The 20,543-nt window shown below is 38.9% G+C and carries 17 protein-coding genes; 7 read left to right on the top strand and 10 right to left on the bottom strand.

Annotation, left to right across the window (positions count from 1 at the left end; translation table 11 throughout):
* Nucleotides 1–3 precede the first annotated feature (3 nt).
* The 3 genes from MTP24_RS13125 (at nucleotide 4) to MTP24_RS13115 (ending at nucleotide 2,434) form a co-directional block, all read left to right on the top strand.
* Nucleotides 4–1,134, top strand: a complete 1,131-nt coding sequence (locus MTP24_RS13125; protein ID WP_006794342.1) for a sodium ion-translocating decarboxylase subunit beta — start codon at nucleotides 4–6, stop codon at nucleotides 1,132–1,134.
* 139 nt (nucleotides 1,135–1,273) lie between these two features.
* Nucleotides 1,274–2,245, top strand: coding sequence for an aldo/keto reductase (locus tag MTP24_RS13120; protein ID WP_006794341.1), 972 nt, complete (start codon nucleotides 1,274–1,276; stop codon nucleotides 2,243–2,245).
* Between the two features lie 12 nt (nucleotides 2,246–2,257).
* The gene (locus MTP24_RS13115; protein ID WP_170865578.1) at nucleotides 2,258–2,434 is read left to right on the top strand and encodes a hypothetical protein; all 177 of its coding nucleotides are present in this window, start codon (nucleotides 2,258–2,260) and stop codon (nucleotides 2,432–2,434) included.
* A gap of 148 nt (nucleotides 2,435–2,582) precedes the next feature.
* Here the strand turns inward: MTP24_RS13115 and MTP24_RS13110 are convergent, their stop codons facing one another.
* Nucleotides 2,583–3,896: a peptidoglycan DD-metalloendopeptidase family protein gene (locus tag MTP24_RS13110; protein ID WP_010556536.1), complete on the bottom strand. Its 1,314-nt coding sequence runs from the start codon at nucleotides 3,894–3,896 to the stop codon at nucleotides 2,583–2,585.
* A 323-nt stretch (nucleotides 3,897–4,219) separates the two neighbouring features.
* Here MTP24_RS13110 and tyrS point away from each other — a divergent pair, with 323 nt between their 5' ends.
* Nucleotides 4,220–5,419, top strand: a complete 1,200-nt coding sequence (gene tyrS, locus MTP24_RS13105; protein ID WP_006794338.1) for a tyrosine--tRNA ligase — start codon at nucleotides 4,220–4,222, stop codon at nucleotides 5,417–5,419.
* 67 nt (nucleotides 5,420–5,486) lie between these two features.
* Here the strand turns inward: tyrS and ampE are convergent, their stop codons facing one another.
* The 4 genes from ampE to folE2 all read right to left on the bottom strand — a co-directional run bounded on the left by ampE (nucleotide 5,487) and on the right by folE2 (nucleotide 8,873).
* A complete protein-coding gene (gene ampE, locus MTP24_RS13100) occupies nucleotides 5,487–6,431 on the bottom strand; it encodes a regulatory signaling modulator protein AmpE (RefSeq protein WP_243531591.1) in 945 nt (314 codons plus the stop codon).
* Nucleotides 6,432–7,139 carry a 5'-methylthioadenosine/S-adenosylhomocysteine nucleosidase gene (gene mtnN, locus MTP24_RS13095; protein ID WP_006794336.1) on the bottom strand — a complete coding sequence of 236 codons (708 nt, stop codon included), beginning with the start codon at nucleotides 7,137–7,139 and terminating at the stop codon, nucleotides 6,432–6,434.
* A 113-nt stretch (nucleotides 7,140–7,252) separates the two neighbouring features.
* Nucleotides 7,253–7,846, bottom strand: coding sequence for a DUF2726 domain-containing protein (locus MTP24_RS13090; protein ID WP_006794335.1), 594 nt, complete (start codon nucleotides 7,844–7,846; stop codon nucleotides 7,253–7,255).
* A 106-nt stretch (nucleotides 7,847–7,952) separates the two neighbouring features.
* Nucleotides 7,953–8,873 carry a GTP cyclohydrolase FolE2 gene (folE2, locus tag MTP24_RS13085; protein ID WP_008130926.1) on the bottom strand — a complete coding sequence of 307 codons (921 nt, stop codon included), beginning with the start codon at nucleotides 8,871–8,873 and terminating at the stop codon, nucleotides 7,953–7,955.
* Nucleotides 8,874–9,087: 214 nt separating this feature from the next.
* Here folE2 and arcB point away from each other — a divergent pair, with 214 nt between their 5' ends.
* Complete coding sequence (gene arcB, locus MTP24_RS13080; RefSeq protein ID WP_243531589.1) at nucleotides 9,088–11,406, top strand: aerobic respiration two-component sensor histidine kinase ArcB; 2,319 nt, start codon at nucleotides 9,088–9,090, stop codon at nucleotides 11,404–11,406.
* Nucleotides 11,407–11,413: 7 nt separating this feature from the next.
* Here the strand turns inward: arcB and arcA are convergent, their stop codons facing one another.
* From arcA to trmB, 4 genes are all read right to left on the bottom strand, one after another.
* Nucleotides 11,414–12,130, bottom strand: coding sequence for a two-component system response regulator ArcA (gene arcA, locus MTP24_RS13075; RefSeq protein ID WP_006794331.1), 717 nt, complete (start codon nucleotides 12,128–12,130; stop codon nucleotides 11,414–11,416).
* A gap of 452 nt (nucleotides 12,131–12,582) precedes the next feature.
* Complete coding sequence (locus MTP24_RS13070; RefSeq protein WP_243531587.1) at nucleotides 12,583–14,187, bottom strand: HAMP domain-containing sensor histidine kinase; 1,605 nt, start codon at nucleotides 14,185–14,187, stop codon at nucleotides 12,583–12,585.
* 147 nt (nucleotides 14,188–14,334) lie between these two features.
* Entirely contained in the window at nucleotides 14,335–15,360 is a 1,026-nt protein-coding gene (locus MTP24_RS13065; protein ID WP_010556530.1) for a methyltransferase, read from the bottom strand.
* Between the two features lie 45 nt (nucleotides 15,361–15,405).
* Nucleotides 15,406–16,131: a tRNA (guanosine(46)-N7)-methyltransferase TrmB gene (gene trmB, locus MTP24_RS13060; RefSeq protein ID WP_006794328.1), complete on the bottom strand. Its 726-nt coding sequence runs from the start codon at nucleotides 16,129–16,131 to the stop codon at nucleotides 15,406–15,408.
* 162 nt (nucleotides 16,132–16,293) lie between these two features.
* Here trmB and mutY point away from each other — a divergent pair, with 162 nt between their 5' ends.
* Nucleotides 16,294–17,355, top strand: coding sequence for an A/G-specific adenine glycosylase (mutY, locus tag MTP24_RS13055; protein WP_138740268.1), 1,062 nt, complete (start codon nucleotides 16,294–16,296; stop codon nucleotides 17,353–17,355).
* A gap of 34 nt (nucleotides 17,356–17,389) precedes the next feature.
* Nucleotides 17,390–17,662, top strand: coding sequence for an oxidative damage protection protein (locus MTP24_RS13050; RefSeq protein WP_006794326.1), 273 nt, complete (start codon nucleotides 17,390–17,392; stop codon nucleotides 17,660–17,662).
* Between the two features lie 63 nt (nucleotides 17,663–17,725).
* On the opposite strand, the gene MTP24_RS13045 is transcribed toward MTP24_RS13050, so the two are convergent.
* Nucleotides 17,726–20,500, bottom strand: a complete 2,775-nt coding sequence (locus tag MTP24_RS13045) for an ATP-binding protein (protein ID WP_243531585.1) — start codon at nucleotides 20,498–20,500, stop codon at nucleotides 17,726–17,728.
* Nucleotides 20,501–20,543 lie beyond the last annotated feature (43 nt).

Here is a 20,543-nt window from a genome sequence, read left to right as displayed (position 1 = left end):
TAAATGGAAGGTCTTTTAAACCTTTGGCAGGCTACTGGTCTTGCTAACTTTACGTTTCCTGGTTTGGTGATGATTGCAGTAGGCTGTTTGTTATTGTTTTTAGCGATATCTAAAAACTTTGAGCCACTGCTTTTATTACCAATTGGCTTTGGCGCGATATTAACTAATATTCCGGTTGCTGGACTATCAGATCCTGGTGGGCTTTTGTACTCAGTTTACTATGTGGGTATAGATACCGGTATTTTTCCACTATTAATATTTATGGGGGTTGGTGCACTAACTGACTTTAGTGCGTTAATAGCAAACCCTCGTATGTTATTACTGGGAGCTGCGGCTCAGTTTGGTATTTTTGCGACCTTATTTGGCGCAATTCTACTTAACTTTATTCCGGGTTTTGAGTTTACCCTTCAAGATGCATCGGCTATTGCTATTATTGGTGGCGCTGACGGCCCAACGGCAATATTTTTAGCCTCAAAATTAGCGCCTGATTTATTAGGTGCCATTGCGGTAGCTGCTTATTCATACATGGCGCTAGTTCCAATTATTCAGCCTCCTATTATGCGTGCACTCACAACACCAGAAGAGCGCCAAATTAAAATGCCTGAGCTACGTAAAGTATCTAAAAAGGAAAAAATTATTTTTCCACTTATGGTACTTACTGCAACAGCCATGTTTTTACCAGCGGCAATACCGCTAGTAGGTATGTTCTGTTTGGGTAACTTAATGCGTGAATCGGGTGTTGTTGACCGCTTAAGCAACAGTGCGCAAAACGAAATTATCAATATAACAACTATATTTTTAGGATTAGCGGTTGGCTCTAAGCTCGCTGCAGATGACTTTTTGACAGTAGAGACTATTGGTATTTTAGTGCTGGGTGCGCTTGCTTTTGGTATTGGTACAGCATCAGGTGTGTTTATGGCTAAAGGCTTAAATAAAATATCAAAAACCCCTATCAACCCGTTAATTGGTGCCGCTGGTGTGTCAGCCGTTCCTATGGCTGCGCGTGTAGTTAATAAAGTAGGGCTTGAAAATAACCCACATAACTTTTTACTTATGCATGCAATGGGCCCTAATGTGGCGGGCGTATTAGGCAGTGCTGTTGCTGCAGGTATTTTGTTGGCACTTGTTGGCTAAATTGAGATTTAATTTCAACCAACCATTGAGCGCAGTTTACTGCGCTTTTTTTTGTCCGAAACTTCTGTTCGTTAATGGTTTCTTGTTTTGAAGTTTTTGTTTAAAGTGGTGGCTCTTCGCAATTTTAAGGATAGTCATTATGCTTCACACTCCATTAGCTCACTACTTACCTAATGTTAGTAAACTTGTATTTGGATGTATGGGGTTGGGAGGCGGTTGGAATAAAGACCCGATTACCAGCACGCACCTTAAACAAACCCACGAGTGCATTGATAACGCGATTGAAGGCGGTATTAATTTTTTTGATCACGCAGATATATACACTTTTGGCAAAGCAGAGCAGGTATTTGGTCAAGCACTCAGTGAGCGCCCAGAGCTGAGAGAGCACATATACATTCAGTCTAAATGCGGTATAAAGTTTGCTGATGAAAAAGGGCCTAAGCGATATGACTTTTCAGCCGATTGGATTGAACAGTCTGTAGAAAACTCACTTAAGCGATTAAATACGCAATACCTTGATGTACTCATGTTACATCGCCCAGATCCTTTGATGGAAGTTGATGAAGTTGCACGTGTATTTAGCTGTTTAAAAGAAAGTGGCAAAGTAAAACATTTTGCCGTATCAAACATGCAGCAACACCAAATGAACTTTTTGCAGCATGCTCTTGATATGCCTATTGTAGCTAACCAAATAGAGGCCAGCTTACAAAAACATCAATTTATAGATGAAGGCTTGTATGCTGGTAATAGCGACGGGAAAGACATTAACTTTACGCCTGGTAACATTGAATATTGCCGCAGCTTTGACATTCAAATACAAAGTTGGGGGAGCTTGTGCCAAGGTTTGTATACCGGCGGTGATTTATCAAATGCGTCGCAAGCCGATATCAACACAAGTATTTTAGTAAATAAACTTGCTGCAATTTATGGTACCTCTGCAGAGGCTATTGTACTTGCATGGCTACTGCGCCACCCAGCGTCGATTCAACCCATTATTGGCACTACTAATGCTAAGCGTATTAAGGCATCGTGTGAGGCTATAAATGTTCATTTAAGCCGAGAGCATTGGTATGCCTTATACGAAAGCGCTAAAGGCTGCGAAGTACCATAAAAAGGCTTTTCAATGAATGTAATTATTATTTTAGTTTGTTTATTTGTAGCATTGGCAATACTGATCCCATTACTTGAAAAGTATCAAAGCAAAATGGGGCTGGAAGGGGCAACAAAATACAGCAAATATATTTGGCCATTAGTGATGGGGTCTTTAGTTATCCAGCTTATTTATGTGTTAATGAATTAGGCGTGTATCGCTATTGTAGGAAAATTAAGATTAGTAGCCTTTAATATAGAGCACCCTGTGTGAGCTAACTATTGTTAATAAATAAAAAGCACAAAAAAGCCCTTGTAGGTTAAACCTGTAAGGGCTTTTTAATACAGTGATAGCCTGATTACTTAAGTGCCAGTTGTAACTCGCGGTTACGCTCTAACTGAGCAATAAAGTTATCAGCAATAGGTTTAAACTTAGCAAGCTCAGAGCGTGGTAAAGGCTCTGATTTTGGTAATTTAACCGTTTTAGGGTTACGGTGAACACCGTTAACTAAAAACTCATAATGTAGATGCGCGCCAGTTACACGACCTGTAGCACCTACAGTACCAATTTTATCACCTTGTTTAACCTTTTGACCTGTTCTAACAAGCTTTTTATTAAGGTGTAAATACTTAGTGACATATTGTGTGCCATGGCTAATAAATACGTAGTTGCCGTTGTACTTGCTGTAACCTGCCTTAACGACTTTACCGTTACCCGATGCAACAACAGGTGTGCCAGTTCGTGCCGCGTAATCAATACCACGGTGTGCTTTTACTTGCCCAGTAACTGGGTGTAAGCGACGTGGATTAAAACTCGAGCTAATATATTTAAAATTAACGGGGGCACGTAAAAATGCTTTTTTCATACTGCGGCCTTCTGGGGTGTAGAAGTTTCCATCAGTATGTCTAATTGCTGTAAAACGCTGCCCTTGGTTAATAAACTCAGCCGCTATAATTTTACCAGTACCTATAAATTCGCCTTCAACATAGTGAGACTCGTAAATTAAGCCAAATTGATCGTTTTTACGAATGTCGTTAGCAAAATCCACATCCCAGCCAAAAATGTCAGCAAAGTTCATAATTTGGCGTTCGCTTAAACCCGCTGCAATTGCAGAAGTCCAAAAGTTGCTAGAAATTTCGCCGCCAGCTGTTTTGGTCAGGGTTTCTATTTCTTTACTATCTATCGCTGTATTGTAATTACCTTCGTCGTCTAAGGTTACATACAGCGTATCTGTTTTAGAAATAACGTAACGCAATTGTTCAAGTGCGCCATCTTTACCTGTTGCAAAGCTCAGTACTTCGCCTGGGTGAATTTTAGTCAGCTTACGGGTTTCTGCGTTTGTGTTGATTAGTTTATGAAGCGTTTGCGCTGAAAAGCCCGCGCGTTTAAATATAATTGCTAAGTTGTCACCCGTTTTTACTTTGTGGTCGACTAAATCATACTCTGGAAGCTTTTCTGCTGCTTGCTCTGAGTTTAACTCGGTAAGTTTTTCGTTGTCATCGACTTTAACTTGAAGCTCGTAGCGTTTGCCAATCTCTAATGCATTTGCATTGTTGTCTTTGGACGCTGTTGCTTTCTCAGATGGAAGAAACGTTAAAGCGGCAATAGCAGAAACCAAACATAAGATAAGCAATTTGTGTTTTTTGGGGAGGGTATTAACCACGTGAACCATAACGTGCCTTTTTCTGCTGTCAAGATAATAAATACATAATATTGCAGGATATACCTAATATTGTGTGAATACCAGTGCTTTGTAGATTTTAAATCGCGCTGAATTACGCTAAAATCGGGCTTTATATGCCTTTTTAGCGCTTAATTTATCTCAGACTGTGCGCATTTTATTTAGTTGCATTAATCACTTAAAAAGTTGTTTTAATTAGGTAGAAATTTGTTATGTTAGTTGCACATATAAGTTTGATTTAGCCCTTGTTAAACTAAGGTTATACAAAACAACTAGTAGCCCTCTTTGTTGGCAGAATTTTGGAGTAATAGACTGTGGATTTACAAACCGCTCTTGCAGAGATAAAACGCGGTGCAGAAGAAATATTAATTGAAGACGAGTTAGTTGAAAAACTAAAGTCGGGCAAAAAGTTAAAAATCAAAGCGGGTTTCGATCCAACAGCGCCAGATTTACACTTAGGGCACACAGTACTAATTAATAAAATGAAAACTTTTCAAGACTTAGGTCATGAAGTTATTTTCTTAATTGGTGATTTTACAGGAATGATTGGTGATCCAACCGGTAAAAATGTGACGCGTAAACCGCTTACCCGCGAAGATGTTCTTGCCAATGCTGAAACGTATAAAGAACAAGTTTTCAAAATTCTAGATCCGGCAAAAACAACCGTTGCTTTTAATTCAACGTGGATGGAAAAGCTGGGTGCTGCAGGCATGATTAAATTAGCTGCAAACCAAACAGTTGCGCGTATGCTTGAACGTGATGACTTTAAGAAGCGTTACAATGGCGGGCAGCCAATTGCAATACATGAATTTTTATACCCGTTAGTGCAAGGTTGGGATTCGGTTGCATTAGAATCTGACGTAGAACTGGGTGGTACCGATCAGCGCTTTAATTTACTAATGGGTCGTGAGCTTCAAAAAGTTGAGGGCCAAAAGCCACAAACTGTTTTAATGATGCCATTACTTGAAGGTACTGACGGCGTTCAAAAAATGTCTAAATCTTTAGGTAACTATATCGGTATTACTGATGCACCAAATGACATGTTTGGTAAAGTTATGTCGATTAGTGATGTATTAATGTGGCGCTACTACGATTTACTAAGTGGCCTTTCGATTGAGCAAATAGCAGCACAAAAAGAACGTGTAGAGCAGGGGACTAACCCGCGCGATATCAAAATTGAACTTGCTAAAGAGCTAATTGCACGTTTTCATAGTGAAGAAGATGCACAAGCTGCGCACAACGATTTTATTCAACGCTTTCAGAAAAAAGCGCTGCCAGATGAAATTCCTGAGCTGACAGTAACCATTGCAGAAGACACTATTTTAATCGCTAACTTATTAAAAGAAGCTAATTTAGTTGCAAGCACATCAGAAGCGATGCGCATGATAAAACAAGGTGCAGTTAAACTGAACGGTGAAGAAAAAATCACTGATACCAAACTAGAAATAGCAAAAGGCACAACCGCTATTTATCAAGTAGGTAAACGTAAGTTTGCAAACATTACCGTAGCTTAAGTGTGTGGGTAATAAAAAAAACCAGCTTAGGCTGGTTTTTTTATACTCAATTTTTACTAAGTAAAGCTCAAATGCTTTTTAGAATTTCAATACACACAATAACTAGTACCCAAAAGGCGCGCGCCTGATTAAGCCGATTTAATACGGCTGGTACATCGTCAGCATTAGGTAACCTATCAGTACCAACTCGCATTTTGTTATGCCGCTTGTTAAAGTACATAGCGGGTCCACCTAGTTGCACGCCAAGTGATGCAGAGCATGCACTGAGTAACCAGCCTGTATTTGTTTGATAGAAGTGTTGGCCATAGTGTTTTATGTAGTGAACACTTTGCTTTGTGGCCTTACTCGCAGCAATTGTGAGTGTAAGTAAACGCACCGGGATATACTCAATAACAAATAAAACAAGCTTTAATGGTCTTAAAAATTCGCTGTTTGGTGAAATATCACCACGCCATGCTTGCTGCATCAAGGTAAGTAGTCGGTAACCAAGTGCTGCAACTGGCCCTAAAAGTAAAAAAACAAATATAACCACAAAGTAATAACGAGCAGTACGAAGTATTAAGCTTTCAATGAGGGCTTTAATAATTCCTGTGGTCGAAAGCTTGCTGACTTCACGAGCAAGCAGTGGTTTTAATAGCTCGCGTGCGGCTGACTTTTGGTTTTGTTTAGTGAGCTTTGCAATACGAAGGGCTTTTTTATTGAGGCTTTGGCTTTCAAGGCAAAGGTATAAAATAAGGCCTGCAAGTAGCTCTGGGTAAAATGCAAATTCAAGTAGCAATATAACAATTAGTAAAACAACACTGAGCACCAGTACGCTTGCAAGTATGGCTGCTAAATAGTGGTAGCTGTTTGTATTTTGTTTATTATAAATACGTTTGCCTATGGCGCTAAATACGGCCACTAAAACGGTATTCGGATGGTACCAACTAACGAGTGGTAAAAAGCGCTCAGCAAGGAGCGCTATTATAAACACAATAAAGTCCAAATGGTTTTGAACAATATTGCTAAGCATTTACAGTGTTACAGCTGTTAGCTTTTCAAGCAGAGCAACAACCATTTTAGATGAGTTGATTGATGCTGTTTCTAAGTATTCTTCAAACGACTGTGGCGATTCTTTGCCAGCAATATCAGACATTGAACGAATAACAACGAAAGGAGTTTCAAGCGTATGACAGGTTTGCGCGATAGACGCACCTTCCATTTCTACAGCAAGCATTGAAGGAAAGTCGCTGCGGGCTTTATCAATACGAACAGGATCACACATAAAGGTATCGCCAGTACAAATAAGGCCCACTAACGTTTTAACTTCGCTAATTTGTGCAATAGTTTGCTCGGCTGCTTCAACTAATTTAGGGTGTGCAGCAAAACCTGCAGGCATTTGTGGTACTTGGCCAATTTCGTAACCAAATGCAGTTACGTCAACATCGTGGTGACGAACTTCTGACGATATAACGACATCGCCAACACTTAATGATGGATCAAAACCGCCAGCAGAGCCGGTGTTAATTACGCAATCAGGCTTAAAATTATCAATAAGTAATGTAGTTGCAATGCTTGATGCTACTTTACCAATACCTGATTGAACAAGAGTTACTGTGCAGCCCGCTAATTCACCAGTGTAAAATGTAAAACCTGCTTTAGTTAAAATAGCTGGGTTTTGCATTGCTTCACGCAAAATTTTAACTTCTGGCTCCATTGCGCCAATAATACCAACATTCATAGTGTTTGATTCCTGAGTTTGAATAGCTTGATTATACGTGAAGTTAGCAATAAAAAACAAAAAAGCGAGACATTTAAAATGCTCGCTTTAATGCAAATTTAGTCACCTGATAATTATATTTCTGCTAATGCTGTTGAATGGGCTTTAGCTTGTGAGGGAGATAAAACAGCAGGTTTGTGAACTCGGTTACGTAATGGGCGCTGTGCTGTTGGTGCTGGTTTACCCAGTTTGAACATAATGGCATCGCGTACTTCTGATGGGCGATAGCCCGCTTTTACCTTCATGCGAATGTGTGGAATGCCTGCAGCTTCTAAGGCGCCATTTACAAACCAGTCGCGCTGGGCTTTGTGGCCATCTTTATTTGCGTTATTTACTAAATCAACAGCTGCTACGATGGTCATTTTTTCTTTGTCGATTAACACAAAATCAAGCTGCTTATTTTTGGCTTTAGCAATGGCTGCACGTTTTGATTTAGGTGATAAACCTTCTTTACAGTCGATCACATCAATAAGCTTAACTCGGCTCACTATTTTATATTGATCGCCAATAGCGCGTTCTAACAGGTTTAAAAAGGCGCTTTCTACTTGCGTAAATACACTTTGTTTACGTTTAAAAGGATAAGGATTACCGCCGTCGTCACTAAATTTTGACGCGGCAATTGATGCACCTACCACTAATACTAAAATCGACAATAAAGCGAATTCCATACGGTAACTCCATAACAACAAATTGACACTGTTTTGTTAAAGCAAGTACCGTGCCCAAATATTGTATATGATTTACCGAATGGTGATTTAAGTTAACGCAGGTGTTTTATGCCTTATACCCGCCATTAATACCTTTAACAGCAACCGCCACAGCGTCGTGGGCGTGAAGCGATTCGTAATGGTTTATTTGTAGCCAGTAATCTGCGTAACCGTCTGTTTCTAATATTGCTTTAATTTTACGCGCGGCATCTTCGCAGAACATTAAATTTTGCCCATTTAAACGGGCAAACTCTTGTTCATCTTCACGCTTTACTGCCGCTTGCACTGGCGTTTTAAGCTCGCCTTCAAGGGTATTTATTAAGTTAACTACATCAAACTCATTAATGTTGCTATTAAGTTTAACTTTTACGTTAGCAATTGAGCGCTGCGAGTGAGGAGTTGCCACAATGCCTTGTGTTGTGCCAAGCCACTCAAGTACCTCTTTTTGGTTGAGCGTGTCTTGGTTAAATTTTTCGCTAAATGCATTTTGTATTAGCTGGCGTGCAAGAGCCGCCGAGCAAGGGCAAGTTGATGAATAGGTAACATCAACGGTTAGCTCGTAACTAATGATATTATTTTCAATTGTACTTGTAAGTGTGATTGGATAGCTTTTCCAGCCAGCTTTGCCACTCAATAGAGACTTACGGCGAAGTGGTAGCTCAAACTTAAACTCAATCTGTGCCTTATTACTCAACCCTTCATGGCTAGATATAAACGTATTTAGTGCTTGGCTAATTGTTTGAGGATTTACTTGTTGCTCTGTTGAGAGTAAATCAAGCGCTAAAAATAAGCGTGACATATGAATGCCTTTGGCGTCTTCTTTGTGCAAGTTAACAAATGCGCGGGCTTTGGCATTAACAGTAACAGGGCTTAAATCACGCGATTCAAAAATAAATGGCAGTTCAATTTCACCCATGCCAACCCAGTCTAATTTACCTGTTTGTAATGCAGGAGCGGTGTCAGCTATATCGGGCATATTGGTTTGCATGCTATGTTACTCGTTATTGGCAATGATAAGGCGCATTATTTTACACGAAATAATCAATGGCTGAAACGAGGACTTTACTGCCCGCTAAAATTGCGTATGAATATTTTCTGTTTTTGTCGCACAACATGAAAATAGCGAATAGAAAAATGCTAAAATCTGTAAATAGCATTGCCTTTCTTATATTTAAGCAAACAGCAAAGAGATAAAACTACGTATGACCGATTATTCTTTGAGCCCTTGGGTTCGGGTGCTTTCAAGTTCAATAGCGCGATTTGGTGAGTTAAAAACAGCTGCCATTTGTTACGCTTTATTTTTAGCGGCGTCTCTTATTTTATCGAGCATGTTTTACTACGTAGCTATAGGCGAATTGTTTCTTGTAGATATTTTGGCCGTGGTATTTTTTTCAGCTGTTGTGTCACCTTTAATTATAAGCGTACTTATTAATTCAATTCGTCAGTTAGATGCTTCCTACGCCTACTTAGATAGCGCAACTAAACAAGAAAAACTATTAAACCAAACACTTAAAGATAATATTAGTCGGCTTAATATTGAAATAGATGAACGTAAAATGGCTTTTCATGCTAAGCATCGCGCCATTGAAGAACTGCGTAGAGAAATTGCTGAGCGTAAAAAAACACAGCAAGAGCTTGCTCAGCAAAGCATGTTGCAACGCTCAATTGTTGATTCATCCCCCGATCTATTTTATTACCGCGATAACAATGGGGTATTTGCTGGCTGCAATAAAATGTTTGAAGAAGTAATGGGTAAATCAAGCAGTGAGCTTATAGGTAAAACGGTTGAACAAATATTCCCAAACGACTTTTTATCTGAAGTATTGCGCACAGATAAAGAGGTAGAGCAAACTCACAAAGCACTCACCATCGATGTAGGTTATGAAGTTGATGGTGCAACGCGCTGGTTTGAGCTACGAAAACTTCCCTTTATAAACGATGAAGGCGACTACATAGGTTTACTTGGTTTTGGGCGTGATATTACGAGCCGTAAAGAAGCGGCTGAGGCGCTTGAAACCGCATATAAAGATAAAGGGAAATTTATAGCCACGTTAAGCCATGAGTTGCGTACCCCGCTTAACGGTATTGTGGGCTTAACACGTATGTTGCTCGATACCGATCTAAATAAGCAGCAACGCAGTTGGTGTAACACGGTTTTTTCAAGTGCTGAAACGCTCGGTAATATTTTTAACGACATTATAGATTTAGATAAAATAGACAGAGAGCAGCTCGATATTGCCGCCAACTCTATTAATGTATCTGATTTTATAAACGATGTTGTGAATTTTGCAGGGTTAATAACTGAGCAAAAAGGGCTTGAGTTTGATATTGAGCGAAATGGCATGCTTGATATATATGCACTGCTTGATCCTACTCGTTTACGCCAAGTGGTTTGGAACCTGATAAACAATGCAGTGAAATTTACCCAGCATGGCAAAGTCACACTCGAATGTAGCCGTGAAAATCGCCCTGAAGGCCCATGGTTAGTTATTAAAATCTCAGATACAGGGCAAGGTATTCCACAAGAGCAGCTTTCTCGTATTTTTGACATGTACTATAAAGCACCTGATTTACAAGGCACTAATGCAATAGGTTCAGGTATTGGGCTTGCGGTAACTAAAGCGCTAGTCACGGCAATGAAAGGCAGTATTACAGTAAACAGTACAGAGGGTGAGGGCAGTTGCTTTACAGTGCAAATACCGCTGAGCTTATGTATTGCGCCTACAGAGCAAAGCTATGTTGGCCGAGAGCTTTATATTTTACTCGTTGAAGACGTACCACTTAACGCCGAAATAGCCACTAATTTATTGGAGCAACGCGGACATGAAGTGCTATGGGCTGAAACGGGCGAAGATGCACTTTCGTTTGTTGATACCGAAGACGACCTAGATTTAGTATTACTTGATATGCAGCTACCCGATATAAATGGCGATGAAGTTGCAAGGCAAATCCGTGCTGATAGCCACTTTGATAACCTGCCTATTGTTGCACTAACCGCTAATGTGAGAAGTGCAGAAGAAGAGCTTGAAGGTATTTCTATTCAAGGCGCTTTAGCTAAACCTATTAATACAGTAAAGCTTGATAAAATGCTCGCTGACTTATTTGATATTAAGCAAGCTCAATGCAACGAGCCACAGCTAAAAGTAACCGACGAAGCACTTAAAAGTATTGATGCGCATTTGCTAGATATTGAAACAATAGAAGACTTTGTTAATTCTATGGGGTTAGTTGTGTTTAGGCGCAGCAGTCAGTTGTTTGAAAAGCTAAATCCGCAATATCAACAAGAACTGCTTACGTCATTAAATACAGGCGACAGGGAAGAGTACAAATCGGTTGCGCATAAGCTTAAAGGTGCCGCAGGTTCTGTTGGTTTGAACGATGTTCAACTGCATGCAAAAGTAATGGAATATGGCGCGATAGATGAGAGTGATGAAGTGCTTGAGGAGTGGCTGCTGGTGTTGGCAGATAAAATAAATGAAGGACAACGTGCCCTTCATTTATTTCTACAGCAATTAGAATAAACGCTAACTAGCTGTCGATTTTACCAATAAAGCGGTAGCCTTCACCATGAATGGTGCTGATAAGCTCTGATGTAGAATTATCGCTTTCAAAATGCTTACGAATACGGCGAATAGTTACATCAACAGTACGGTCGTTTGCACGTAGCTCACGGCCTGTCATATGTTTAATTAGTTGTTCACGGCTAAAAATACGACCTGGAGAATCAAGCATTAATCGCAGTGCTCTGTACTCACCTTTAGGCAAGCGCTTAGCATCGCCATTAGGAGATGTTAAACAGCGGCTATTTTCGTCTAATTCCCAACCGTTAAATGTAATAACACCATTAGTTTCAAGCGCTGATTCATCATCGCTTAGGCCAGTACGTGTAATAAGGTTACGCGCTCTAATAGTCAATTCACGAGGGTTAAATGGTTTAGTAATGTAATCATCAGCGCCAATTTCAAGCCCTAAAATACGATCAACATCGTTATCACGACCTGTTAAGAAGATAAGGCCTACTTTGCGTTTTTGGCGTAATTCACGGGCTAATATAAGGCCGTTTTTGCCTGGAAGATTGATATCCATAACTACGAGATTAACGTCGTCGTTATTTGTAAGCTTGTCATGCATGTCATCGCCATCAATGGCTTCAATAACTTTGTAACCTTCAGCTTCAAATAAACTAACGAGGTTTAGTCGAGTTACGTCTTCATCCTCTACGATTAGAATGACTGGCGTTTGCATTATTAATTAACCTTTTTGGAATATTTTATTTACAAAAAATCGGTATTTAGTATAAATCCGACTACTAGAGATTATAGGATTATATCCAATTGTTAACAAGAAAAAACAAGTTGGATAAAAATAAAACAGTAAGAGTTCAAAGTTTGCTCAAAAAGCCCGTGCAAAAACTACTGTTAAATCGATCAATACACGTATGAAGTTCATTTACTTTGATAATTTATGGACCGGCTGACTACGCAAAGCTGTTAAATAATCAGACTAATTCAAAGTTAAATTATATCACTATCTAATCTTTCATCAATGTATGTGATATCGCAAAAGTAATAAAGTTCAAAAAATTGCGCTATATAAACGATAACTATTACACTTGTTTACCACATGAAGCATAAATAGGGTCAATAAGTAGTAATTCAAGGAATACAAGTAAATATATGTGTTTGGTTACTTCACTTTTAAGGGATGGTTATGATGAATCGCGCACCGCGTTTTTTTTCTAAATCAATTAATATATGGCCGCCTAAAGCTTGGGTTACTAAATTGTAAACTAAGTGCATGCCTAAGCCACTTGCCCCCTGTCCTCTTTTTGAGGTTACAAATGGGTCGAATATTCTGTGTTTAATTTTTTTATCTACGCCTTGGCCGTTATCGCTGTAAATAATAGTGAGTTTTTTTCCTGTTAACTCTACATCAAATTGTATTTCATTATTTTCATTACCAACGAACCCGTGTAGTAGTGAGTTTGTTATTAGTTGTATAAGTACTTGTTGTAATGGTTCTGACTTGCTTTCTACGGTTAAATCGGTTGCACAATTTATGTTTATAACCGGTTTTTTCTCTTCAAGCTCTGAGCTTATTGATGTCAAAACATCTGTTATTAACTTATGAATATTAATGTAGGTAGTTACGTCATCATCTTGAATAACCGCTACCTTTTTAAAGGTTGAAATTAAGTCGGCTGCACGGTTTAAGTTACGGTAAATCAAATCTAGGTTTTCAATACCGTCGTCAATAAAGCGTTTTAATTGATTTGAAGTCAGTTTTTTATCATCAAAGCTAATTTGTAAATCGGCTAACTTATCGCGCAGCAAAGTAGAGCTTGTAATACCAAGGCCTATTGGGGTGTTAACTTCATGTGCAACACCGGCAACCATTTGACCAAGTGATGCCATTTTTTCATTTTCAACAATCTGCGTTTGATACTGATGCATACGCTCAAGGGTTGATAATAACTCTTGATTTGCCTCTCGAAGGGCTATGGTTCGTTGGTTTACTTTTTCTTCTAGCCCTTGGTTAAGCTGTTTAATTTCTTCTTTGTCTTTTTCATGGCGAGTCAATTGTTTTTGGGTGCGTGTAAGCATGATGTTTAAACTGTTAGAAAGCGCTGATATTTCTTTTACGTCGGTTACTGGTGCGCGTACATCGTAGTTATGATTCTTTGATACGTCTTGTAATAGCATGCTAAGCCGCTCTATCGGTCGAGCTATTCTTTTTTGAACATTTATTGCGATAAAATACACAACAACAAGTATCAGTAAAGTCAGTAAGATATCTACAACTATTTTTTGTTTTATATAATCGTCTAAGCTCTCAAGACTCCCGCGCATGTATACATGACCAACAAGCTTTTCATTATGAAAAATTGGCTTTATTAGTTCGATATCTTCGTGGGTTATACGTGGTGTTTTTAGTTCTTCAATGCTATCGATTCTGAGGGGGACTGGTGGCGTTTTTTTTGCATTAAAACTTATAAAAAAAACAGGTTTTTGAGATGCTTGCTCAATAGAATATACATGTATGTTTTTAACTAAAGGAGTTTTTTCAAAGTATTTAAGGCGTTTCTCTTCTGTTTCTCTGTCATCTTCAAAAACTGATTTTCCAGCGTCAAAAGCAACTATTTCCGCCAAAATAACGAGCTTACTCACTATTAATTGTTTTTGTTCTTTAACACTTAAATAAGTTGATATAGAAATCGATAATGACAAGCAAATAGCAGTTATAAGCATTATTAGATTTATGAGTGCTTTACGAATACTGCTTTGATGAACTTTTCTAGGCATTATTTGAGTGTCGCCTGAGTCATTGAGTTTTATTATTTTATTAGTCTAGCAAAGAAGAAACACTGTGGTGCAAAAAAATAAAAATAATAGGTAATATTTTATTGCTAAGTTGAGCACGCAGAATGCTCAACTTAAAATATAAAAAATTTAACTACTATAAACGGCAAATTTATTGTTTTTGAAAACAGTTTGATAAGTTTCAAATTGTGTTTCTAAAATTGGCGGATATTTTAAAAAGCTGTTTGCCACAATGGTCAGTTTTCCGTTTTTAGTTAAATGTTGTTTTGCGTTAGCTAAAAACGTTTCAGCAACGCTGTAGTCTGTTGCAATTCCTGTGTGAAACGGCGGGTTGCTCACTATTAAATCAAACTTACCACTAATATTTTTAAGGCCATCACTGAGAATTGCTTCACCAGTTACCCCGTTTAACTTTAAAGTTTGAGTTGTTGCGTAGGTTGCAAGTGCGCTTACGTCACTACATACAAATTCAAGAGCTGTATTTTTTAAACCCAGAAAGGTCGCAATTAAGCCAGCACCGCAACCAAAGTCGAGTACTTTACCTTGTTTGGTTGAAGGGGCATTTTCGAGTAGCATTTTGGTACCAGCGTCTAAACAGCCATGGTTAAACACGCCAGGTACGCTGATAGCTGAAAATGATGTATCGGCAATACTAACGGTAAATGTTTTATGGTAATGGCTAATATCAAATTGCGCATTAAGCTCAATTTGAGAAAATGAGTAAAGTACGCAGTGTTTAGCCGAATCAATCTTATTACTATATTGAGCTTTGCCTGCTAATTGTTTTTCAATCGATTTAACACCACTCTTATTTTCGCCAACCACTAATAACTCGGCATCGCTTGTTATTACCGCGCGTATGTTATCAAGCGCCATTAGCAATTCTGGTTTTGACTTAGGGTAATAAAGAATAACTAAGTCATAATCGCTACCGGTAATGGTGTGGTTAACGCTCACATCAACGCCATGAGTGTTTTTAGCAAATTCACCATTAGCATGGTTATAGCTAAACGCTGTAATTTTGCTATTTGGATTCAGCGTTTTAAGCTCAGCTAAAAAGCCATCTTGAACAAAGTTGACCACCAATATAGATTTACCCGTTAATGCCTCGCTATTTCGAAGTAACAGTAAACTTGGGTTGGTTAATACGCTCATAAATGGCTTTGCCTTACTATGTGTTAAATTAATATAAAAGTGTAATTACTTGGTGCGCTCAAACATTAAGTCCCAAACGCCGTGACCTAATCGGTGGCCGCGTTGCTCAAACTTAGTAAGAGGGCGTAAATCAGGGCGAGGCACGTAATCGTTAGTCTCTGATTGGTTTTTATAACCCGGAGCCGCTTGCATTACTTCTAGCATATGTTCTGCGTAGTTCTCCCAATCAGTAGCCATATGAAAAACACCGCCTATTTTTAATTTTGAGCGAAGCTTTTCAGCAAATTCAGTTTGTACAATACGGCGTTTATGGTGGCGCTTTTTGTGCCATGGATCTGGGAAGAATAATTGCAATGTAGTTAGGCTCTCATCGCTTAAGCAATCAGCAAGCACTTCTACAGCATCGTGTTCAAACACACGTAAATTAGTTACGCCCGCTTCGTCGGCATCCATTAAACATGCACCAACGCCTGGGCGGTGTACTTCAATACCAATAAAGTTTAGGTGTGGAGCATTTTTAGCCATTTCGACAAGCGACTTGCCCATACCAAAGCCTATTTCTAGGACTACATCATTGTTGTTGCCGAATACTTGGCTTAAATCAAGCATGCCGTTTTTATGCTCTAAGCCCATTGTTGGCCAGCATTTTTCGATTGCAGCGGCTTGGCCTTTGGTTAATCGACCTTCGCGTTTTACAAAACTGCGAATGGTGCGGATGTATTTACCTTCTTGCTTAGCTTGCTCTAGGTTGGTATTGCTTGATTCACTCATATCTAATTGGCCTGACAAAACAATGTGTTTAAAAATGGTTGCATATTATCCCTGACGATGGCCTCAATCACAAGTATTAGCTGGTTTTACAGCCTCTATAGCTTGATCTTTTTACTCACTGCAATAGACTGACCCGCCATTGAGCATGAGTAAAAGTATAATATGTTGGACTTAAATAAAGAGCAGTCTCACTGGTTTTCAAAACAAGTAGTTGATTGGTATCACCTTCATGGCAGAAAAACACTGCCGTGGCAATTGGGTAAAACACCTTATAAAGTGTGGGTTTCTGAGGTTATGCTCCAGCAAACTCAAGTTGTTACTGTGATCCCATACTTTGAAAAATTTATGAAAAGCTTTCCTGATATTATCGCTTTGGCGAATGCCGAAGAAGATCAGGTTCTTCACCACTGGACTGGTTTAGGTTATTACGCCCGCGCGCGAAACCTTCATAAAACAGCAAAGATAGTTCGCGATAAATACAACGGGCTGTTTCCTCAAACGCTTGAGGAAGTTATGGATTTGCCCGGTATTGGGCGCTCTACAGCAGGGGCTGTATTGTCATTATCGCTTGGTCAGCATCACCCTATTTTAGATGGTAATGTAAAGCGAGTATTGGCACGCTATTTTATGGTGGAGGGCTGGTATGGGGTAAAAAAAGTAGAAAACCAGCTTTGGCATTTATCGTCGCAATTAACACCTAAAAATAATGTGACTGAATTCAACCAAGCTATGATGGATTTAGGTGCAAGCTTATGTTCACGGAGCCGCTTTGATTGTGAGCCGTGCCCGTTAAACAGTCGCTGCGGTGCGTTTAATGCTAGTAAGGTTAAAGAATTTCCTCATTCGAAGCCAAAAAAAGCAGTGCCTAAAAAAAGCTGTCATCAGCTAATTATAAAATGTGACGATAAGGTCCTTATGGAAAAACGCCCTAGCTCTGGTATTTGGGGGGGATTGTTTGGTTTTTTTGAGTTTGCTGAGCGTAAACAGCTAAATGACTTTTTAGTTCAACATGGCTTTAAATCAGAACTTGAGCCATTGGTACCATTCACCCATGTATTTTCTCACTTTGAGCTGACTATTAACCCACATATATTAAATCTTAAACAAATCCCGGATGTGATTAACGAACGCCAGCTAGTTTGGTACCCGCTAGATCAATCAGTAGAAGTGGGTTTGGCTGCACCAACTAAAAAGTTGGTTAAACAAATTGCACCAATAGGTTAAACTGTTTGCATTTAACGCTTAAGAGAAATTAATTATGGCACGTACTGTATTTTGTCAAAAGTTACAAAAAGAAGCCGAAGGCCTTGGTTTTCAACTTTACCCGGGTGAGCTTGGTGAAAAGATCTTTAATAACATCTCTAAAGAAGCTTTTGCTCAATGGCAACATAAACAAACTATGCTAATTAACGAAAAGCATTTAAATATGATGGACCCAGAGCATCGTACATTTTTAGAAGAGCAAATGGTTGGCTTTCTGTTTGAAGGTAAAGACGTAGAAATTGAAGGCTATAGACCGCCAGAAAAATAAATAACTTATTAAAAAAGGGGCTAAAAGCCCCTTTTTTATTGCTAATTATTTAGCTATTAACTGCTAAAACTCTTCGTTTTGTTCCTCAGCCTTTCTAACTTGCTCTTTTAAAAACTGAGCCGCTTTAGAATATTCAATTTCTAACTGGTCGCGTAAATCAATTAATTCATCAGTTGTTAGTTCGTCCGCTTTGCATTTATCTTCAAATGCACCGGCAAGCTTACCAACTGTTTCTGCCCCAATGGTTTTAGAAATAGATCTGAGTTGATGGCAACCCTCAATTATTTCTGCTAGGTCGTTAACCATAACGCCTGAATTTATTGATTTAATTAAACTTTGACTTTGCTCTAAATACATTTTGAAAAAGCGAAGTTGTTTTGCTTTATCGCCATTTACGTATTTGGCGACTGCATCCATATCTATTGGCAATGCAGTGTTTTGTTGAGGAGCTAGCGCTTGCTTAGGAGCTTGCTTGTCGCTCCAGCGTTTTAAAGTATCTTCAAGCGCATTGAGTTCTATAGGCTTTGTAATAAAGTCATTAATACCTACTGCTAAACAGCGTTCTTTTTCACCTTTGAGAGCGTTAGCGGTAACTGCAACTATATAAGGTTGTGCGTCTATAGCTTCTAGTAATTCAGCTTCGTTACGAATTTTTTCAACCATGTCGTATCCCGACATTTTTGGCATGTGTAGATCGGTTAAAATAAGTGAGAAATTGTTCTTTCTCCACATATCTAGGCCTTCTTCGCCATTGTTGGCAACCTCTACGCCATACCCTAATATATGCAATTGGTCGGTTAAAACTTGCTGGTTTAGAAGGTTGTCTTCAACAAGCAAAATTAATTTATTTGATTCTCGAGCTTGCTCAATATTTAAATAGTTATTTAGCGATTTTGCTTTTTTAATTTGCTTTGGTTGATGTAAGCCTGCGGCAACCAAAATAGAAAGCATAAAGTTTGACTTACAAAGTGGAGACGCATTTATGTAAAATATGTTTTTATGATTAATGGCCGCTTCATCTAGTTTGCTTAATACGACTACTTGCTGATTGTAATCCTCAAGTGAGTACAATAACCGCCTCAATAAAGAGTTAATATCATCAATATTATCTATGCCGTCAGCAACCCAAATAGCACCCTCTGTGTTTTGGTGTTGTTCAATTTCTTTTTCTGTGTGCGCGTAAATAACTTTTGCACCCATAAACGATAAATAACGGTACATTATTTTTTCGCGTTGAAGGTTGTTACTTACAACAATAATTGGTTTGCCGTCTAAGGCATTTTTATGAGCATATTTTATTTTACCAGAGGTGCTAAAAGGCAGCTCAACGGTAAATTCACTGCCAATACCTGCATGGCTATTTACATGAATAGTACCTAACATTAACTCTGTTAGACTCTTACAAATAGAAAGCCCTAACCCTGTGCCACCAAACTCTCTGGTTATTGAACTCTCAGCCTGAACAAATGGGCTAAATATGTCTCTTAGCTGAGCTTGTGTCATCCCTTTGCCGTTATCGGTTACGCAAAAGCGCAAGGTAAAGTGGTCGGCGGTGTTATGCGCAACCTCAACCGAAATTCTCACATGGCCTTGGGTTTTTTCATCGGTGCTTGTGAATTTAATTGCATTGCTGCATAAATTATAAAGTACTTGGCGCACACGTACGCTGTCACCGACTAGATTTACTGGAATATCTGGCGCAATTGATAGTTCTAAATCAAGTTCTCGTTTTTTAGCGACCGACGATAAAACGCGAGTTACTTCTTCTAGGGTATCGCTCACTGAAAAAGGGATTGGGTCTATGTTAAGCTTACCAGCTTCAATTTTAGAAAAATCTAAAATATCATCCAAAATACTCAGTAGTGAGAATGCTGATTCGCGAATAATAGTACTTAAGCGATGCTGAGCACCATCAAGGTCTGTTTGACGAAGCAAATCGATAGTACCAATAACACCATTCATAGGCGTTCTGATTTCGTGGCTCATAGTAGCCAAAAAGGTAGTTTTAGTTTCGCTAGCTCTTTGAGCTTTTAAGGTTTCTCGCTCGAGTGCAATAGTGCGGTTTTGCACCTCTGACTCTAAACCATTTTGTAGTTTTTTCAGTTCTTTTTGTACCGACTCGTTATCGCTAAGGGCTGTTTGCACTTGCTTAAGTAGTACATTTATACTTTGTGCTACAGAGCCTAAACCAATATCTAGCTGTTCATTAACATTACTATTGTAGTTACCTTGCTCTGTAATAGCCTGAAGTTCTTGCGAGAGTGAGTCAGTGCTTTTACGTAAACGGCCATTAATGTATACGTTAAAAAGTAACGCGAAGATAAATAAAGAAATAACAGTTGCGATTGCAACACCATATGCAATTACCTGAGAGTCTTGCATGCTTAATGGTGGTGAAGCTAACTCTTGTTTTATAATTAGCTCACCAATTGGCTGATCGTTAAGCAAGAGAATATGATGCAATACACCTGTGCTCTCATTATATTGTGCAATTTTGATGGACTCAGGTGCGGTCTCGCTATTGCTATAAACGAGTTGTGTATCAGAAGTCGCGCTGAAACGATAAAGAGTATATTCAAATTCATCATCTAAAGAGGATGTTAAGTCGAGTAATTGCTTAACCTTGTCTTGGCCATACATTGTTAGCGCGTCGATCATAGGCTGATTTAATGTAGATGCGAGTGTTTTAATATTTACCGATGGCTCAGGTTTAACTGTTTGTGTATCGTTTTTGATGTAGAACGAGTAACCAAATACAGCAAGTGCGGTAATTGCAATATTAAATATAAAAAAAAGTGGTAATAACCCTTTTACCGGCGAAGAGAATTTACTCTGCATTGAATGTTCCCATTGATGTGTTTTTGCTACTTTAGCTATTAGC

The organism is Pseudoalteromonas sp. APM04 (genome assembly GCF_022809815.1).
Taxonomy (GTDB): Bacteria; Pseudomonadota; Gammaproteobacteria; order Enterobacterales; family Alteromonadaceae; genus Pseudoalteromonas; species Pseudoalteromonas marina.
The sequence above is the reverse complement of the archived record's forward strand: the minus strand, read 5'-3'. Positions and strand labels throughout refer to the sequence as shown.

Bases quoted from the DNA above. Each gene is read 5' to 3' on its own strand.
- MTP24_RS13125 (WP_006794342.1), top strand. From the start codon at position 4: ATGGAAGGTCTTTTAAACCTTTGGCAGGCTACTGGTCTTGCTAACTTT.
- MTP24_RS13120 (WP_006794341.1), top strand. From the start codon at position 1,274: ATGCTTCACACTCCATTAGCTCACTACTTACCTAATGTTAGTAAACTT.
- MTP24_RS13115 (WP_170865578.1), top strand. From the start codon at position 2,258: ATGAATGTAATTATTATTTTAGTTTGTTTATTTGTAGCATTGGCAATA.
- MTP24_RS13110 (WP_010556536.1), bottom strand. From the start codon at position 3,896: ATGGTTCACGTGGTTAATACCCTCCCCAAAAAACACAAATTGCTTATC.
- ampE (WP_243531591.1), bottom strand. From the start codon at position 6,431: ATGCTTAGCAATATTGTTCAAAACCATTTGGACTTTATTGTGTTTATA.
- mtnN (WP_006794336.1), bottom strand. From the start codon at position 7,139: ATGAATGTTGGTATTATTGGCGCAATGGAGCCAGAAGTTAAAATTTTG.
- MTP24_RS13090 (WP_006794335.1), bottom strand. From the start codon at position 7,846: ATGGAATTCGCTTTATTGTCGATTTTAGTATTAGTGGTAGGTGCATCA.
- folE2 (WP_008130926.1), bottom strand. From the start codon at position 8,873: ATGCAAACCAATATGCCCGATATAGCTGACACCGCTCCTGCATTACAA.
- arcB (WP_243531589.1), top strand. From the start codon at position 9,088: ATGACCGATTATTCTTTGAGCCCTTGGGTTCGGGTGCTTTCAAGTTCA.
- arcA (WP_006794331.1), bottom strand. From the start codon at position 12,130: ATGCAAACGCCAGTCATTCTAATCGTAGAGGATGAAGACGTAACTCGA.
- MTP24_RS13070 (WP_243531587.1), bottom strand. From the start codon at position 14,187: ATGCCTAGAAAAGTTCATCAAAGCAGTATTCGTAAAGCACTCATAAAT.
- MTP24_RS13065 (WP_010556530.1), bottom strand. From the start codon at position 15,360: ATGAGCGTATTAACCAACCCAAGTTTACTGTTACTTCGAAATAGCGAG.
- trmB (WP_006794328.1), bottom strand. From the start codon at position 16,131: ATGAGTGAATCAAGCAATACCAACCTAGAGCAAGCTAAGCAAGAAGGT.
- mutY (WP_138740268.1), top strand. From the start codon at position 16,294: ATGTTGGACTTAAATAAAGAGCAGTCTCACTGGTTTTCAAAACAAGTA.
- MTP24_RS13050 (WP_006794326.1), top strand. From the start codon at position 17,390: ATGGCACGTACTGTATTTTGTCAAAAGTTACAAAAAGAAGCCGAAGGC.
- MTP24_RS13045 (WP_243531585.1), bottom strand. From the start codon at position 20,500: ATGCAGAGTAAATTCTCTTCGCCGGTAAAAGGGTTATTACCACTTTTT.